This is a genomic window from Candidatus Finniella inopinata (assembly GCF_004210305.1).
In the GTDB taxonomy this organism is placed as follows: Bacteria; Pseudomonadota; Alphaproteobacteria; order Paracaedibacterales; family CAIULA01; genus Finniella; species Finniella inopinata_A.
This window is the reverse complement of record NZ_SCFB01000006.1, coordinates 198,542-215,903: the sequence shown is the minus strand read 5'-3', so window position 1 is coordinate 215,903 and position 17,362 is coordinate 198,542. Positions and strand designations below refer to the sequence as shown.

Sequence of the window (17,362 nt, the reverse complement as noted above, 5' to 3'; positions counted from 1 at the left end):
TAAAACAGCTCGAAACTTCCTGGGAGCCATACATTTGGTTGCTGCGGCTATTTGGCTTAATTGATGACACGCCCTAATATGTCTTAAAAAGAAATTTAATGTTTTTCTTCCCGGCTTTGTGTTTTTCAATGGCAGTGAATTCAGCCATAGCGGCAACTGGCCCTACAGTTGAAGAAGTAGATGATTCTGACACTGGAACGTTTCATGGGACAAGCACTTCATCTCAACCAACATCACAAGAAACTCAAGCATTAGAAGATATGGGGCGTTCACCCGTACGTGAGAGTGATACAGTGGATGAGTTTCTAAGAGTTGTTGGATTATTGAACAGCGCCACCGGGTTTAATGTGATGGATCTGTTGTCTTTCGAAGGCGATATGTCTTTGAACATGATCAATATTACTGACAGTCTTGGAAAAGATAATTTGAATAGGGAAAGAGGAACTCTGGGGCACTTGCTTGTCGCAAGAAATGATGCCAATTCTGCCAGGCTTTTTAACCGTTTTATCGACTTAGCCTTGCAAAATTATTATTACATCTGGACGCAAGAACAAGCGGGTGGCATTGCAGATGCGACTTATCAAAATGCTGTACCTAAATCTTGTGTTGAATCATTTTGGCAAGAGTTTTTGCAAAAAAAGAATCCATATGGCAACACAATTTGCCATGTGGCGGCAGAAAACGGGAGTCGTTGGTTTTTTTGGGAGGCAAAAAAATGGGGTATGCCAGATTCTGCTTTAGTCATCAATGGCCCTTCCAATAATACCCTGCTTCACGCGGCTATAGCCTCGAACATGCATGCTGAACTGAAAGTTACCACGGTTCGTTATCTAGCACGTCTTTTAAAGAAGAATAATTATCTGAAGAGTGTTTTAGAGACGAAAACGTCATCAAACTTAACACCTAGTGATATAGCTGGTCAGCTAAGGCTGAGACATATTGCGGCATATCTCAATGATCTGAAAGCAAAGGAAGATAGCGCAGCTGCGGCATCGTCTTAGCTTGGCTCCCATTGCACCCCCGCGAAGGCGGGGGGCAGTTATATTGTTTTCTGGATTCCCGCCCTCAATGGAATGACACCCCAAAGCGCCAAAATGACAAGAATAAACCACAAAATCATTTGAATGGGGAATATACCTTTTTGAATGATTTCGCATAGTCTAAAAGTCCCCATGGACGGGAACTTTTAGACTATGATAACACATAAACAAGAAACATTTTATGCAGAACAAAAAATGAAATTTAAGAAATTATTGCTGTCAGCCCTGTCGTTGGTTTTGGTAACAGGGAGTTTATTTGCCTCAAGTACCACGGAACAACCTATCTACCTGCCTAATGAAAAAGCCCCTCAGCAATTGAGCCTGGCGCACTTCGAGGCACTTGAAAGAAATGTTATAGATTTTCCGAATTCTTTAAATCCAGCCCCTGTAAAATTTGATGAATTCCCCAATGTCGTCTTCATTTTTCGAGGGCTAAACTCTCAAGAAATAAATACTGGCCTTAAATACCAAAAACATAAAGATTCAATAACACATTTCGAGCTTGAAACTTTTAAGAACCAACCTGGTTTTCTTCTGCAAAAAGATAGTGCTGGAGCCGAACATTCTTTCAAATGCTATTTTAGGGCGATTTTAGAGGGAAATCCGACGCCAACATATGAGAATTATATCCTGCTTAAAGTTAAATGCCTCATAACCGACCTCGATTCTGTCTTGAAGGAGGTTAAAAGCTAGGTTTTTTAACCATAAAGTTTGTATTCCAAAGTCATTTGGTTATAATTTGCAATAAATTAATATTAATTATGAGTTGACAGAGGCTTGTGGCCATGATAAGGCACTAGTTGGTCTTTGTTATTATTAATCCCTAATTTTTCTGGCTAACGTGCTCTCTGTCCATAAACCTGTATTATTGAGTGAAATGCTCAAGGCCCTTAACCCTGAGTCAGGTGGCGTGTACGTTGACGCGACTTTTGGGGGTGGAGGGTATACGTGCGCCATTCTTGACGTGACATCGTGTACAGTGGTGGGCCTTGACCGTGATCCTGCTGCGCTTATTAGAGCACAGGCTTTTAAAACAAATTACCCAGACAATTTTCGTTTCGTTCAAGGTTGCTTCAGCGACATTGATACCCTATTGCTCCCCTATGCGCCGGTCGATGGCATTGTCTTTGACTTTGGCGTGTCCTCTTATCAACTAGACGAGGCGGATCGAGGATTTTCCTTTCGCTTTGATGGCCCTTTAGATATGCGCATGTCGCAAACGGGCATAACGGCCGCCGATGTCGTTAACACCTACAGCGCTGAAAATATTGCGCAAATTTTGTGGTCTTATGGGGAAGAACCTCGGTCCCGAAAAATCGCCCAAGCCATTGTCGAAGCGCGCCGCATTAAGCCCATCACCACAACCTTGCAGCTTGCCAATATTGTTCGCCAAATTGTCAAACGAACCGATAGCCTTGACCCTGCAACTTTAACTTTTCAGGGCTTGCGAATCTTTGTTAATAATGAGTTAATAGAGATAGATAAAGTTTTACGAAAATGTTTACCATTGTTGCGAGTCGGCGGGAAAATTGTAACGGTCACCTTCCAGGGGTTAGAGGATCGTGTGGTAAAAGACTGGTATCAAAGCCATCGTCAGCCCAATGCCACGCATCCATCATTAATGGTAGAATCTGTCTTTAAAAAACCCCTTTCCCCCAGTTTTGAGGAGGTTAAAAATAATCCACGCGCTCGGTCAGGAAAATTACGAGCTTTCCGTGTCTGTTCAACCCAAAGGACTGACATACCATGATACGACGCTCAACATTATTAGTCTTGTGCACATCTTTAATTATTTGCCTATCCCTTTTTCGTCTGAAATATGAAGTCGTGTCTTTGGAAAGCCACCATAATCAAATTAAAAAGTCAATTCTGGAAAACAATGAAACGCTGCATGTTTTGCGCGCAGAATGGGCCCATCTGAATGACCCCAAACGCCTGCAGGAGCTGTCAGCAAAGTATTTGGATATTCATGTCCTTCAAAGAACACAGTTGGTTTCGTTTAATGATGTTGCTTCATCACCTGGGACTTCCTATGACAGACAGGCTCTTGATCAACTGATTGCCGATGCTACGGCTGATCAGAAGCCAGACCAGGACTAATGCCATGAAACAACTCATGAAGCGTCCCCTGATACGATTAGCCAAACACCTAAGCAAATGGCAAGATGTCATTCACCAACATTCTGTCTTAGAGACGGCTCGCCAACGGTTAGCTTTGGCCATGGGTTTAGTGGTAATTGGTTTTGTAGTCATTGGAGGCCGCCTAGTCGACGTTATGGTGATACGGTCTGGGGCTAATCAACAGACCGATCTTGAAACAGCGTCTGATGGATTGTCTATTCCGCGTGCAGATATTCTTGATCGTAATGGCGAGGTTTTGGCAACGCATTTGGTGACAGCCTCGGTCTATGCAAATCCAAAAGTTATTTTGAATCCCCGTGAAGCGGCTTTGAAATTATCAAAGTTGTTGCCTCATGTAGGTTACACCGTCTTATTGCAACGCCTGACGTCTCAAAAAGGATTCATCTGGCTGGCTCGCCATGTTCCACCTAAGCTACAGCAGGAAATTAATCATCTTGGCGTGCCTGGTGTTTATTTGAAGAAAGATTACAAACGCGTTTATCCATATGGGCAACTGGTCAGTCATGTGTTGGGCTATTGCGGCATTGACAATAATGGATTGTCAGGCGTTGAGAAATTTTTTGATGTTAAATTGCAAAACGATAAGTCAGCTTTAAAACTGTCAGTTGATGTCCGCATTCAGCATATTGTTCATGACGAATTAACAAAGGCTATTTCTGAATTCAGGGCAGTGGGTGGAAACGCCATGGTTATGGATTTAAAAACGGGGGAAGTTGTGGCTATGGTGTCATTGCCTGATTTTGATCCGAATCTGCCCAACCAAAATGATCAAAAAGCAACTTTCAATCGAAACACCCTGGGTGTTTATGAACCCGGCTCAATCTTTAAAGTTTTGAATGTTGCTATTGCTTTGGAAAGTGGAACGGCATCGTTGAGAAGTGTTTACGATGCCACAAGTGGTGTAAAAATTGGCCGTTTTACGGTGACTGATTTCAGAGGGAAAAATCGCGAATTAAGCCTGGCAGAGGCGTTTATTTATTCGTCAAACATTGCTGCCATCAAAATGGCCCAACAATTTGGCACCCAAACTCAAAAAATGTACATGGATAAGTTTGGCATCTTTAAACCCACAACGGTTGAGGTTCCTGAGATTGGACAACCGCTTGTTCCCGTTGCGTGGTCGTCGGCAACCACCATGACAGTTTCTTATGGTTATGGTGTTTCAGTCACCCCCCTGCAGGCCTTAACCACGATCGCTGGCGTTATTAATAATGGTCACCGGCCCAAGCCTACGTTGATTTATAAGGACAAACTTTCAGAAATCCCGCCATCGTCTGATCCTATCGTTTCAGAAAAAACATCCCAGACCATTCGCACGTTTATGCGTATCAATGCCAAGGAAGGGCCCGGGAAAAGGGCTGACCAAGGCAAGTTTAAAGTTTTTGCCAAAACAGGAACAGCCTATCAAGCAAAGCATGGAAATTATGGCGCTGTTAAAACCCGCACGAACTCGTGCGTTGGTGGATTCCCGTATGATAACCCCCGTTATGTGTTTTTGGTTGTACTGGATGACCCTCAACCCACCAAAACAACCTATGGTTTTGCCGCCGCCGGTTGGAATGCAGCACCCACAGCGGGCAAAATGGTCGCAAGAATGGCGCCAATTTTGGGTGTTCAACCAGCTGAGGAGGACGAAGAAGAAACCACAGCGCCAGGCTGGACATCAGTCAAACATACAAATGGTGGAAACGATTGACAGCTGAAGAAATTGCCCAATTAGGAAATGGCGTCGCCTGCGATTCCCGCCAGGTTCAACCGGGCAATATATTCGTGGCCATCCCCTGTGCAAGCGTAGACGATCATATCCAGCAAGCCATTGACAAAGGCGCCAGCGCTGTTGTTGTAGCGAATGATAGGGGGCACAATTCCAATGTCATCAAAATCATCCCCACCCTCAACCCACGACTAATGTTGGCCAAGTTAGCCAAGGCGTTCTATCCCCTTCAACCCGAAAATACCGTTGCCGTGACGGGGACTAATGGAAAAAGTTCCGTGGTGCATTTAATACGTCAGCTGTGGGAGGGGTGCGGCCATAAGGCGGCCAGTTTAGGCACGCTTGGTCTGATTTCCAATCAGGCGATTGATTTACAGGTGCCCTCTTTAACGACCCTTGACTCCATTTCCCTTCATAAAACGCTTGATCGTTTGGGCGGCGTGCATGTTAGTCATTTGGCGTTCGAGGCATCTAGCCATGGTCTTGATCAATATCGCCTTCATGCGGTTGATTTAAAGGCAGCTGGTTTTACAAACCTGACTCAAGATCATCTTGATTACCATCACACGATGGAAAATTACTTTTTGGCCAAGGCCAAATTATTTACTGAAGTCTTGCCCCAAGGGGCGATAGCAGTGCTTAACAAAGATTGTGCATTTTTCGAGCAATTGCAAACGCTGTGTCACCAACGATCGCAAAAAATCATAACGTACAGTCTGACTCAGCCAGCCGATTTGGCAATACAGCGAATTACTCAACACCCGGGTTTTCTTGAATTTGATTTGAACCTTATGGGTCAGGTTTATCACAATCAACGTGTCAACTTAGTCGGTCGCTTCCAATTGGAAAACTTGCTGTGTGCGTTGGGATTGGCATTGTCAACCTGTGCCCCCGTTGATGATTTAATTAATGCTTTGCCTTCGTTACAAGCAGTCAAAGGTCGCATGCAATGGGTTGGCGACCATAACAATGGTTCTGTCTTCGTGGATTATGCCCACACCCCCGATGCCTTGAAAACAGTGTTACAAAACCTGCGTCCGCACGTTAAAGGGCGGCTGTGGGTTGTGTTTGGTTGCGGAGGAAACCGCGATGCCTTGAAACGACCACAAATGGGGGCAATCGCCTGTGAATATGCTGATCAGGTGATAGTCACCGATGATAATCCCCGTTATGAAGACCCGACGTTTATCCGCCAACAAATTTTAGCAGCCTGTCCTATTGCCACGGAAATTGCCGATCGACGCCAAGCTATTCGTTCAGCAATTGCGCAATTAAAGGAAGGTGATATAGTATTAATTGCGGGCAAGGGGCATGAAACCGGCCAAATCGTCGGTAATGTAACGTATCCGTTTGATGACCAAATTGAAGTAGAAACCTTTTTAAAGGAATGTGTGAATGTCTAAGTGGGGCGTTACAGATATAATGCAAGCTCTTGACCTTGTTAGCACAGGGCAGATTGAGTTTGAAGCAACAGGAATATCGATTGATAGCCGAACTTTAAAACCAGGTGAAATTTTTGTTGCTGTTCAAGGTGACAGTTTTGATGGACACGAGTTTTTGCAAGCCGCCCTTAACAAGGGAGCCGCCGCCTTTATCATCAGCCAATCACCCCCTGATTTTTTAAAAAACCATACCTATTTTGTGGTGCCCGATACATTGCAAGCTTTAAGGCAATTGGCCGCATATAGTCGTGCGCGATCAAAAGCCAAGGTTGTCGCCATTACGGGCAGCGCTGGCAAAACCACAACCAAGGAATGGTTGGCCCAAATCTTAGGATCATTTGGATCAACGGTTTATTCGCCGGCAAGCTATAATAATCACTTTGGCGTTCCGTTAAGCTTAGCTTCCTTAAACGAAGATACGGCCTTTGGTGTTTTTGAAATAGGCATGAATCATGAGGGTGAAATTAAGCCGCTTGCGTGCCTTGTACAACCAGATATTGCGATCATTACGACCATAGCCGAATCTCACATCGGGCATTTAAAGACCCTGGATAAAATTGCGGCCGAAAAGGCGACAATTTTTGCGGGATTAAAACAGGGTGGTACGGCCATTTTGAATTATGACGATGCGTATTTTGGTTTTTTGTCACAGGCAGCAACTAACCTTGGTGCTGGCAAAATTGTTAAAGTGGGTCAAAAACAAGGTTCTGACGTTCATCTGGTTCGCCATGAGTATGACTCTAAAACAGACACAACCCTTGTTGAAGCCCATGTTAATGGAAACCCTGTTCAATACAAATTATCTTTGGTTGGCGATCACTACGTTATGAACAGCCTTATGGTGTTGGCAACAGCCAATTGTTTGGGGCTTGATTTAAATAAAGTGGTGAAGGAAGTTGAGAGCTTGAAACCAATTGGGGGCAGGGGACAAAAGCATACGGTTTGCATAGCACCAGAGAAAACAATTACTCTGATTGACGATGCCTATAACGCTCAACCCAGTTCCATGCAAGCAGGGTTAACGGCTTTAACGCAGTTGCCGGGTGGCAGACGTATTGCGGTTTTAGGGGAAATGCGGGAATTAGGCGATGAAAGTGCAAACTTTCATAAAGATCTTTTACCTTTCTTGCAAAAAGCAAATATAGACCTGTTATTTGCGTGCGCGGGCGATATGAAACTGTTGTTGGATGCATTGCCGCCTGAACAGCAAGCCGGATTCAGTGAGCAAGCCGCAGACCTTTGGCAACCATTGTTAGATTCATTGCAAGATGGAGACGTTGTTTTTATCAAAGGATCTAAAAGCACCAAAGTATCGATCTTGGTTCATCGATTGTTGGCGCTTCATCAAGATATTTTGTCAGCGCGGCTTGAGGTTGCTTAAAGGATAAATCAATGCTGTATCACCTGCTTTATCCTCTGGCTGAACGTTTCACATTTTTGAATCTTTTTCGTTATATTACTTTTCGTACCGGCGGCGCGATTGTAACAGCCTTGATCATCAGTTTTGTCTGTGGAAAGCCGATTATTAATTGGTTAAAAAGCAAACAAAAAGAGGGGCAACCGATTCGCGAAAACGGTCCTGAGACCCATCTCATCACAAAAAAAGGCACACCAACCATGGGTGGATGTCTTATTTTGCTGGCCATTGCCCTCAGCACAGTTTTATGGGCCGACTGGTCCAATAGCTTTGTCTGGGTCGCCCTTATGGTGACTCTTGGATTTGGCGCCTTAGGCGCGTATGACGATTTTTTGAAATTGACTAAACGCAGTTCCAAAGGACTGGCAGGAAAGATGAAGTTGCTTGTGCAAATAACTTTGTCATTGATTACCGTTTATTATATTACAAAAGCCACAAACCAGAAATTGGTGCACTGCGTGACATTTCCTTTTGCAAAAGAGTATGTCTTAAACCTGGGGCTTTTGTATTACCCCTGGGCGATTTGTGTGATTGTAGGTTCATCAAATGCAGTCAACCTAACCGATGGCTTAGATGGGCTGGCGATTGTGCCTGTGATGATTGCGGCGGCTTGTTTTGGACTGATCAGCTATTTGGTGGGGAATGCCGTTTTCTCACATTATTTGCAATTGCATCACATTAATCATGCGGGCGAGTTGACTGTTTTCTTAGGCTCTATTATTGGTGCGGGGCTGGGGTTTTTATGGTTCAACGCACCCCCCGCCAAAGTTTTTATGGGGGATACAGGTTCATTAGCAGCCGGGGGGGCCTTAGGTGTGGTGGCTGTTATTACCAAGCACGAAATTGTTTTGGCCATTGTCGGCGGCCTGTTTGTATTAGAGGCGGTGTCGGTTATCTTGCAAGTGGGATATTTTAAATTGACCGGAAAACGCATTTTTTTGATGGCACCCATCCATCATCATTTTGAGAAAAAAGGGTGGGCAGAACCCACTATTGTGATTCGATTTTGGATCATTGCGACCATCTTGGCCCTAGCTGGCTTATCCACGTTAAAGCTACGCTAAACTGTTATTTTGAAAAATTATTTTTGAAACGACGTTCTATAGAGATATTATATTTCTCATTTTATTTCCTAAAATAGGTTAAAGATTTTTAATGAATATGCAAGAAAATAGTCGTATATTGTGGCCATCTAATTCCGTCCTGAAGGACTTTCAAAATGATATATTTGATCCTAATCGCTTTTGTTTTTTTTACGAACAACTCCCTGAAAGCAATGAATGGCCCACAAGCAACCGTGACCAGCGCGTGGGCCCGATTTGCATTCCAGGGTAGGAAAAATTATGCTTCAGTTATGCCTCATATCCCTCTATCACATGAAGAAGGGCGCTTGGGTGCCCCCAGAAGAACAAATAGTACGCCCGCGGACAGTGGTGTTAATAATGGCTTGATAGCTCAGCCGATGGCTATTATTTTAGCTCCTGATCCAGGTGGTGAGGAACTACAGCCGGTTACAACAAGCAGTACCCCATCCTCTACCGTTCATCTGGTTGGTGATGTCTCAATAATCACCGCGACGAGAGGTATACCACCTACACACAATAATCCTTCCTTATTCTTGGTAGCTATTACCAATATACCACCCGGCACTAGACCTCATAATATCGCAGGTCGGTCGAAAAGCCCAAGTCTCCCTGGCAGTCCGATAGTAAGATCCACCAGCCCGAACAGACTAGGACAGTCTGGTGCAGCATCCCCTTCATCTCCTTACTCCTGTGATCCAGCTGTTTATGTAAATGATTCGCGGCCATCAACTCCCTGCGGTCGGGGGACGCCTAATGGATCTTCACAACCACCAACTGGAACAATCTTAGAGTTTCCTCCCTTTGGAAGAACCATATCGTCTGGGGCAGATTCTCCAATGCTTATTGATGAAAAAGAAGAAAAAGAAGATCAAGGACTATAGATAATGACCTTTAATTAAGAAGAAACTTTCTTTAAGGTATGACTATTATGCAAGGTTGTAAAAATCCTTTTGCGATTGTCGTTTTTCTGACATTGCAGCTGATCTGTTTTATGCGGCCCTGTATTGCTGCCGATCAGGTGACTTCTTTAATGACAATCATTGATGCAGCGGAACCACTTCCCCAGCCTTGGGAACGCCTTTTAGAGAACCTAAAATCCCAATTTTCAGAAATACAGGAATGGCAGAATATCTTGGCACGAGCCAAACCTGAGAACCCAATTTCCATATATAATGTTGGATTATCCTATCAAGAATTATGCCAACAAAGAAACGTTGACCTAGACCCCTTAACCCTGAGTGATTTATATAAACACGCCATTATTTGCGGGGCACCCAGAGCCTGGTATTCCCTGGGACTGTATTACAAAGAACAGAAGCAACGTCAAAAAAGCGAAAATTGTTTTTTATTCTTCGCGAAACAAAAGCCCGATAGGTTTTTGGATCTAGAACGAAGATACGGAAAATGGGACAACACGCTCCCCGTTTTTTGGAAGTTATGGAGCGAAAATAATCCTTTTAGTGTAAGACTGTTTGAAGATTTATCCGCCGTTTCTCCTGAACGATTCCACAAAGAGGCTCATTACATAGCAAAATCATACCTCATCAAAAAAGGTGGTTTCCCTTATGATCAAAAGAAGGCAAAGTATTGGCTTAAAATTTCAGCCGCGGCTGGAAATTTAGAAGATGCTTATCTTTTGTGTAGTCTTGGTTATAAGACGCTAGGGAAAGAAAAACACGCCCTTCAAGGGCTTATTCACAAGGTCCGACCTTTAGTCGAAAATCCAGTCGTGCAATCTAAATACGGCGCCAAGGCAAAAATATTTTTAACTCGACTTTTGGTTGAGTATGCCAGTTCTCCAGAAGAAAGCAGGTACCTTCAAGAAGCATTCCCTTGTTTAATAACGGCCCTGGAAGATAACGATACCCCTCAGGTACCCTTGTTTGGAGGAACAAAAAATGGTGTCACAAGGAATTTTATTGAATTAGAAGACTATAGACAATCAGCGATAAACTCTGCACGCGACTCCAAAACAAAATACCTAAGTTTGCAAGAGGCTGGGTTCACTTACTTGGAAGCATATAACCCTCGACAACGAGGTATGCTTGAGAAAGCTCAGGAATATTTCCTTCAATCTTATGAAGTGATCCCTAGTCTTTCCGCGCAGTTTTATGCGACTTTTATTCAATATTGTTTGGGGTTTGATAGTCCTCGTAAGTCGCCTTCAAACTCTGAACTTCTAAAATATTACCAATCTTTATTGCGTGATGTTTTAGTAAAAGGGGATGCTACCCTTATTAGAAAGCTTATTGCAGACTTTTCTACCTCACAGTTTAAAGACCACGTTTCTTTACTGGCGTTTTTTTATCGATGCGGCTTGAACGCCATCAGTCCTTCCACAGAACATGAAATTTACTTTCTAAAAGTGGCCGCCGAAGTGGAGGATAAGATGGGAGAAAGGATGCTTGAAGGACGTTATCCTTTGGCATCGACTCTAAGCCCCCAGCAAAAAAAGAAACTAGTTCATTCCCGCACCCATACCAACGAAAAGCCCAAAATAGCGATCATTGGGGGCGGGATATCTGGAATATTAACGGCCATTCTTTTAGCAAAATTATCTGAAGAAGGGAAACTTGCAGTAGGCGAGATTTGTCTTATAGAAAAAAACAGCCTTCTCCTTCAAGGAGCAAGCGAATTGGCTTCACGATTACATTTGGGTAGCGAATATCCCAAAGATTCTACCACAGCCTCTCAATGTTTGTTTGGCGCGACACTGTTTAGACAGATGTTTCAAACTGACCGTGTTTTAACGCCCGTTGAGTTTAATGACTTCTTACTGGCCACAGAATCACTGAAAAGCGGTGAAACAGATTCAAGACTCAGCGAAGCTGAACTTCTTAATCATTATGAACAGTTAAACCAGATTTATGGGCGGTATGTGGAACAACTTAAAGCTAAAGATTCGTCCAAGGACGCAGAAAAACTTTTATTTGGGACATTGCCGCTCTTTCATAAGCTTGAAGGTGCAGAATGGGAAAAATTGGGCGTCAAGCATCATTTTGCTTCCGGCTTAAGAACCAAGGAAAGGGGACTGCAGGCTGTAGGGTTAGGGGCCATCCTTGAATATCTATTGGATCGTCACAAAATTAAGGTTCATTACGGCTGTGGTGTTGACGATGTACAGGTCTTACCGGAGGGGGGATTTGCCGTTAAAAGTCCCAATCATTCTCCCATTTATGCTCGGTACCTTATAAATGCCGCTTGGGAAAATAATTCCTATCTTGAATGGTTGATCAAAAGGCAAGTTTTCTCCGCTAGTGCTGAGGTTCAAGTAGATATCCCCCGACCCATAAAACATGTCTTTCTAAGAAGCCTTGCGCTGATTGATATCACAAGTGTTAACCTGCCCTCCAATACAAGCTTTTTTGGTTTGGTAGGTAAGGCAGGGGGGATGGTCTCTTGTTTTAATAAAAGCTTTGCTACTATTTTTATTCCCCAAGAGGGGTTTTCTTACCAAGGTCAGTATGACCTTTCACCGGCTGGAAATTATCCACATACTCTTCCGAACCAAGCCGTTAGTAAACGTGCCAGTTTAGAAAATGAAAGGGCACAAGTGGCGCTTTGTAATAAAATTCTGGAAGATGCCCAAGAAAAGTATCCGTTCTTAGAAGGTGCAAAACCGCTTGGGGTTGTTACCCATACAACGTTATCTGATAACAATGAAATCTCTGTACGCAAACACAGCAATGCCTATTGGGTTGAAGGAACGGATGCTCTTCAAGTATGCGCGCAAAAATTGACGTTTGCCCCTTTTGTGGTTTGTCAAGCTCTGGCTCGTTTAATCCACGACAAACAGAGAGAGTTTCAATCGAAGTTTGATGCCGCTGAAACAAAATATTTATCTCAATTCAAAGAAGGATCAACAGTTGCAAATCCAAATGGTCAACCTTGGGATGCTTGTTTGCCGGATAGTTTTACGTTGATTAAAGATGACAGTTTCATGCGTAATGATGAATTTTTGGATAAGATGCGTCTATACGCGTTTCATCGAGGTCTTCCTTTCACTATTTTCGATGAAAGCAAGGAAGCCAGAGCTGCCAAAAGAGATTTTTCTAAGCAATTTTGTCTTATTGTCCAAAATCCCAATCTAAGGAATCTTGATTTAAGTCATCATCCCATGACGTCTTCTTTTGTTGAGCTTCTTGGGGATTTCCTTAAGGATAATAAGACTTTAATAACGATAAAATTGGGGCGACTGCAGAAGATCAACGATGATGACGACGAAAAGGAAAGCGGAAAAATCCTGAAAGCACTGAGCAAGATTCCGACCTTGAAAGAAGTCACTTTAAAAGGTTGGAATTTAAGTTTTTCAAAAAGGTATAAACCCCTAAAGGCTTTAGTAACTGAAAGTAAACTTAAATCAATTTCTTTTGAAGACGGCGTAACTCTGACAGCACGTGCTATCGAACACCTTTTTAAAGAAGCCCCACAGCCTTCCTCTTTAACCCATTTTACGTTTAGAAACGGAACTTTGAATGCAGAAGCCTTAGATGCCTTGCTTAAGTCTACGGCAAAATTATCTAATTTAAGATACCTTAATCTGCCAGGGAACAATATGGGGCAACATCTAAAGCATGACGTAAAGCTATTAGCCAACCTGATTTCAAATCTTTTTCATCTTCAAAAAGTAGATCTGAGTGGAAATCAATTGTTCAGCATTTTTCAATCAGACTCACCCTCTTCTAATGATTTACCCCTATCTTTAGAGGCAAGTCCTTTGCTATCAAGTATCACAAGCCATCAAGCTCTTAAAGCAGCCGACTTAAATAACAATGGCCCAATCTCAGCGACCCTTCAAGATCGGATTGATTATTTTATGTGGAATAAATCGGAAGCTGCTGAAGAAGTCGCTTATTTAACGCCAGCATCCAGCAGCTGTTGAGCCATGGCCAAGGCTGGCCGGGGTTGGTGGCGGTGATAGCCATCAGGATTTTAAGAGCTTAGTGTCAGTGGTGTCCACTCTCATGCGCTGCTTAAGGGCCTCCAATAGGCCACGAGCAGCATGGTTGGTCATGTAGTAAGTGCTTTTGATTGCTTCTGACGCTGCTGCTATGGCTTCTGTGACTCCTTGGTTCTTGTTAACAAGGGCAAGGAATAAAGAAAAACCCATACGTTTATCCTTATTGTCAGTGCTTTTGATTGCTTCTGAGGCTGCTGCCAGGGCTTCTAGAAAGCCTTGGTTCTTGTTAACAAGGTCCAGGAATAATTTTAGAGCAGAAGTTTTAACGTATTCGTCAGTGCTTTTGATTGCTTCCAGTGCTGCATTTTTTAATCTCTCCGAATGGTTTTGAATCATCCATTCAAGTACTTTTGGTGCGTCATCAAATAACGCGATAGGGGGAATAATGTCTGGCAGACCTATACTATCATCCATATAATCCACATTTGCAATAGGTTTAAATAAATCAAAATTTCGATCTTGTGCCAGTATTTGCTTGATGCCATCTAAATTATCGGTTTTCAGAAATTGACCATACTTCGATACAGTCGTTTTTGTTTCATAGGTAATCCCTGATGATTGATGCATATGTCGATGGACTTTCTGTAGGGACGTTAAAGGTCGCGTCGTATCGCTTGAAGATGGGTTTTCTAAAGTATCTGGGGATAACTCATGTTTTGCCTGTAACCACTGGGTAAGATCTTCGCGAACCATTGCCCTTAGTTCTCTTAAATATCCCTCTTTCGGATTAACCCTAAAATAGCGTTTAATTTGCACCTTACCAGAATCGGCCATCATGTCCGGCTTTGAGAAAATACGTGCCTGTAACGTTTGAAAGCCTAAAGAAGAGGGGATGCTGATTAAGGCATTAGCGGCTTTGATTGGGTCCTGACGTAACGTTTCTAAAAAGGCCCTGGGGGCGAGCTTTTGTTTTTGTTCTAGAGGGGTTTCATAAAGACCCCTACCAAATAAGGCAGACAGATAAACCATGTTATTAACAACGTCGGGATTCACAAAAATTTGTAGTAATTGATTTGTATCGGTTTCACCAAAATAACGTTTAAACAACTCAAAATACTTATCCGTATTGGTAAGAGAAAACTGGGAAATCAAATGGCTTAAAAATTTTGTATAATCAGGTGGCGTGATGGTGTAATTTGAATGCAACATACCAAAAGTCGATTCATAATTACAATCCTTACTGCCAAAAAGGTAAATATTGACAGAAAGCCCGTTTTCTTGAAAATTACTTTCATAATTGTCTATTTCTCTAAAGTTCTCAGTGTTCTGCTTTTTCATCTGGTCTTCTATAAACGCATCAACATTCGCAAGATCTTTGAAAAAGGTGTCTAAAACACGCAGGGAATGCATATTGACGCGCGCATCATTGGAAGACCCCATCACCCTTAACGCATTCCTAAATTCAGTGGCAATATCATAAATAAACGCCATTTTCCCTGGCAGAGTGTGATAAAAGACGAACCAGTTCTTCATGTTCCGTTCTTCAGCCACGGCTTCTAAGAGCATACATTTGTAGCTTATTGTGCCCGGTGCACACGTGCCAGAGGCAGGGTTAAATTCTTCACAGTAGCCTTTTGATATAGTACTTACATCTTTTAAGAACAAGTAAATATTTTTCTGGTCATTGCCCTGTGTGTATTTTATTCCTGCTTGCTCTAAACTCCATTTTAAATGCGTATCAGTGGCTGTTTCAGTTCTGCTTAGATCTCCTGCTGAAGTCGATGATCCTGCACTGCCTTGGGCTTCCTCTTCCTTAAAGGTCATTGAAGATGCTGAACTGCTTGAAGCGCGCGCTGAAGTCGTCGAAGGTTCTATCGGCTTTAGGATTTCTCGTATCTTCTCTCCCTTTTGCTTTACCTGCGTCATTAAATCTAGATGTTTGGTCATAAGATTATACAGTTTTTCCCCTTCCTCTGCCCTTGGGTCAAAAAATGGCGGAGAAGGGTACCAGGACGGGCGCCGTGGGTCTTTTAGAACTGTGGACCCGATACTTCCTTGGGTATGGCTGGGCTTAACCTTGACATTGCTCGTCAAGGCTTCCAACCAGGCAACAACCGGTGCTTGACGCAACATATCCATTAATGGGTGATGAATGGAAATATCTCTTCTCTTATCATCCTTTAAAACATACTGATTTTCGTTGTCTGTTTGGTTTGGTGTACTCTGAAACGTTTTCACAAGCGCTAATAAATCGGCCACATCGACCCAGGCAAAATCGGTATATTCTTGGCTATGTTCATCTGTTTGCCCCCTAAGCGCTGTCTTGAATATGGACGGATCTATGTAATCCCGACCCTCCAGCAAATACATACGATGCAAGGCGTCTGGCAGATCCCCGCCTTTAATCAAATCATGGAAGGGCGCCTGCACAAGGTCATCTGTCAAAACGTGATAGAGTCCCATGGATTCTTCGCTAACCTCACGCACGGCGGCATTCAAAAGGGTCTTATCTTCGTCGTCTGCTTTTCCCCCGAAATTCCCCCACCAATCATGCCTAACGCGCTTTCCTAACAATACCTTCTTGCGACCATTATGTTCTGTGACAATCAAAATGCTTGCCGATGACTTATTGGGGATAACAACGGCAAAAGGATGAGCCTGCCTATATTGATTCACAGGAATAGCCTGATCATAATGATACGATTTCAAGGAATTCAAGCGAGTCACTAGGTTTGATATCAGTTTTGGGTAATCTTTAATACTGCCTAGAAGCTGATTGTACTTATCTGCCGTTTTTAAAATAACGTCTTTTAAGGCCACAAGCTTTTCAATTTGCCTTAAAATCTCAGGCTGAGTTAAGGTTCCGTAAAACTGTTGACCGTAGGTATTAATGTCAAGAGTGGGATCAAGAGGATAGCGCTGACCCCGTAAAGTATAAAGGTCACTAAGGGCTGAACTGAAATCATAACCTGTTAATGTCTTAAAAGCCCCCATAGCCCGATACCGAAGGGCGCCGCCATTATCCATGCGGTAAATTTTGCCCCCGCTAAGCCAAAGGTTCTTGCCCTCCACAACTAAATCCCAATTCGCCATAAAGGCATCCACAACAAAGCCTTTGGCAACATCTGCCTGGTTTCGAATGCCAAGTGCTTCTCCAGGCAAATATACCTGCTAACACGACTGATGCCGTCTTTTTTACTGCCTAAAATTTTAAACTCAGGCACATGAATACCAAAGCTTTCGTCAGCTTCTCCAATAGCTTGATAAATAGCATCAGCCAAGACTTCTTCTTTAAATTTATCAGTCGGCGATGTATCTTCTGCGCTTTCTGCTGCACCCGCCGAACCCCCTGCTGCTGCAGGCCCTGTGTCTTGTGCGATTTTCTTCAAAACAAACAGAGGCTGACCTGTTTTTTTGTCCTTTAGAAAAAAGGTCGACTGCGTACCGCCACTTGCAGTGCGTTCCTGGGTAAATTGATCAATTGTATCCGGAAGCTTAGAAGCCCCTGAAGCAGGGGGGTTGCTATTACTGCTGGGTTCATCATTCCCAGCACTGGCATACAAGTACGTACACGACATAATTAACAACAACAAAAAGCGCATAAAAATATATCTCTTTTAAG

At 43.2% G+C, this 17,362-nt stretch carries 12 protein-coding genes; 10 read left to right on the top strand and 2 right to left on the bottom strand.

The genetic code is table 11. The features are described from left to right. Positions 1-128: 128 nt before the first annotated feature. From EQU50_RS05935 to EQU50_RS05890, 10 genes are all read left to right on the top strand, one after another. The gene (locus tag EQU50_RS05935; protein ID WP_130154217.1) at positions 129-1,001 is read left to right on the top strand and encodes a hypothetical protein; all 873 of its coding nucleotides are present in this window, start codon (positions 129-131) and stop codon (positions 999-1,001) included. 234 nt (positions 1,002-1,235) lie between these two features. Then, a complete protein-coding gene (locus tag EQU50_RS05930) occupies positions 1,236-1,733 on the top strand; it encodes a hypothetical protein (protein WP_130154216.1) in 498 nt (165 codons plus the stop codon). A gap of 148 nt (positions 1,734-1,881) precedes the next feature. Beyond that, a complete protein-coding gene (gene rsmH / locus EQU50_RS05925; RefSeq protein WP_277986312.1) occupies positions 1,882-2,790 on the top strand; it encodes a 16S rRNA (cytosine(1402)-N(4))-methyltransferase RsmH in 909 nt (302 codons plus the stop codon). Further along, the gene (gene ftsL / locus EQU50_RS05920) at positions 2,787-3,140 is read left to right on the top strand and encodes a cell division protein FtsL (RefSeq protein ID WP_130154214.1); all 354 of its coding nucleotides are present in this window, start codon (positions 2,787-2,789) and stop codon (positions 3,138-3,140) included. Before rsmH ends, ftsL begins: the two co-directional genes overlap by 4 nt. 4 nt (positions 3,141-3,144) lie before the next feature. After that, a complete protein-coding gene (locus EQU50_RS05915) occupies positions 3,145-4,878 on the top strand; it encodes a peptidoglycan D,D-transpeptidase FtsI family protein (RefSeq protein WP_165380361.1) in 1,734 nt (577 codons plus the stop codon). Next, complete coding sequence (locus EQU50_RS05910) at positions 4,875-6,299, top strand: UDP-N-acetylmuramoyl-L-alanyl-D-glutamate--2,6-diaminopimelate ligase (protein ID WP_165380360.1); 1,425 nt, start codon at positions 4,875-4,877, stop codon at positions 6,297-6,299. The genes EQU50_RS05915 and EQU50_RS05910 overlap by 4 nt, the downstream gene beginning before the upstream one ends. Then, positions 6,292-7,719, top strand: coding sequence for a UDP-N-acetylmuramoyl-tripeptide--D-alanyl-D-alanine ligase (locus tag EQU50_RS05905; protein WP_130154211.1), 1,428 nt, complete (start codon positions 6,292-6,294; stop codon positions 7,717-7,719). Before EQU50_RS05910 ends, EQU50_RS05905 begins: the two co-directional genes overlap by 8 nt. An 11-nt stretch (positions 7,720-7,730) precedes the next feature. Beyond that, positions 7,731-8,819 carry a phospho-N-acetylmuramoyl-pentapeptide-transferase gene (gene mraY, locus EQU50_RS05900; RefSeq protein WP_130154210.1) on the top strand — a complete coding sequence of 363 codons (1,089 nt, stop codon included), beginning with the start codon at positions 7,731-7,733 and terminating at the stop codon, positions 8,817-8,819. A 290-nt stretch (positions 8,820-9,109) separates the two neighbouring features. Continuing rightward, entirely contained in the window at positions 9,110-9,721 is a 612-nt protein-coding gene (locus tag EQU50_RS05895; protein ID WP_130154209.1) for a hypothetical protein, read from the top strand. Between the two features lie 47 nt (positions 9,722-9,768). Further along, positions 9,769-13,722, top strand: a complete 3,954-nt coding sequence (locus EQU50_RS05890; protein ID WP_165380359.1) for a leucine-rich repeat domain-containing protein — start codon at positions 9,769-9,771, stop codon at positions 13,720-13,722. Positions 13,723-13,764: 42 nt separating this feature from the next. Here the strand turns inward: EQU50_RS05890 and EQU50_RS05885 are convergent, their stop codons facing one another. Continuing rightward, positions 13,765-16,902 (bottom strand): NUDIX hydrolase, encoded by a 3,138-nt coding sequence (locus EQU50_RS05885; RefSeq protein ID WP_130154207.1) that lies wholly within the window; start codon positions 16,900-16,902, stop codon positions 13,765-13,767. After that, positions 16,815-17,342, bottom strand: a complete 528-nt coding sequence (locus tag EQU50_RS05880) for a hypothetical protein (RefSeq protein WP_130154206.1) — start codon at positions 17,340-17,342, stop codon at positions 16,815-16,817. The genes EQU50_RS05885 and EQU50_RS05880 overlap by 88 nt, the downstream gene beginning before the upstream one ends. Positions 17,343-17,362: the final 20 nt, after the last annotated feature.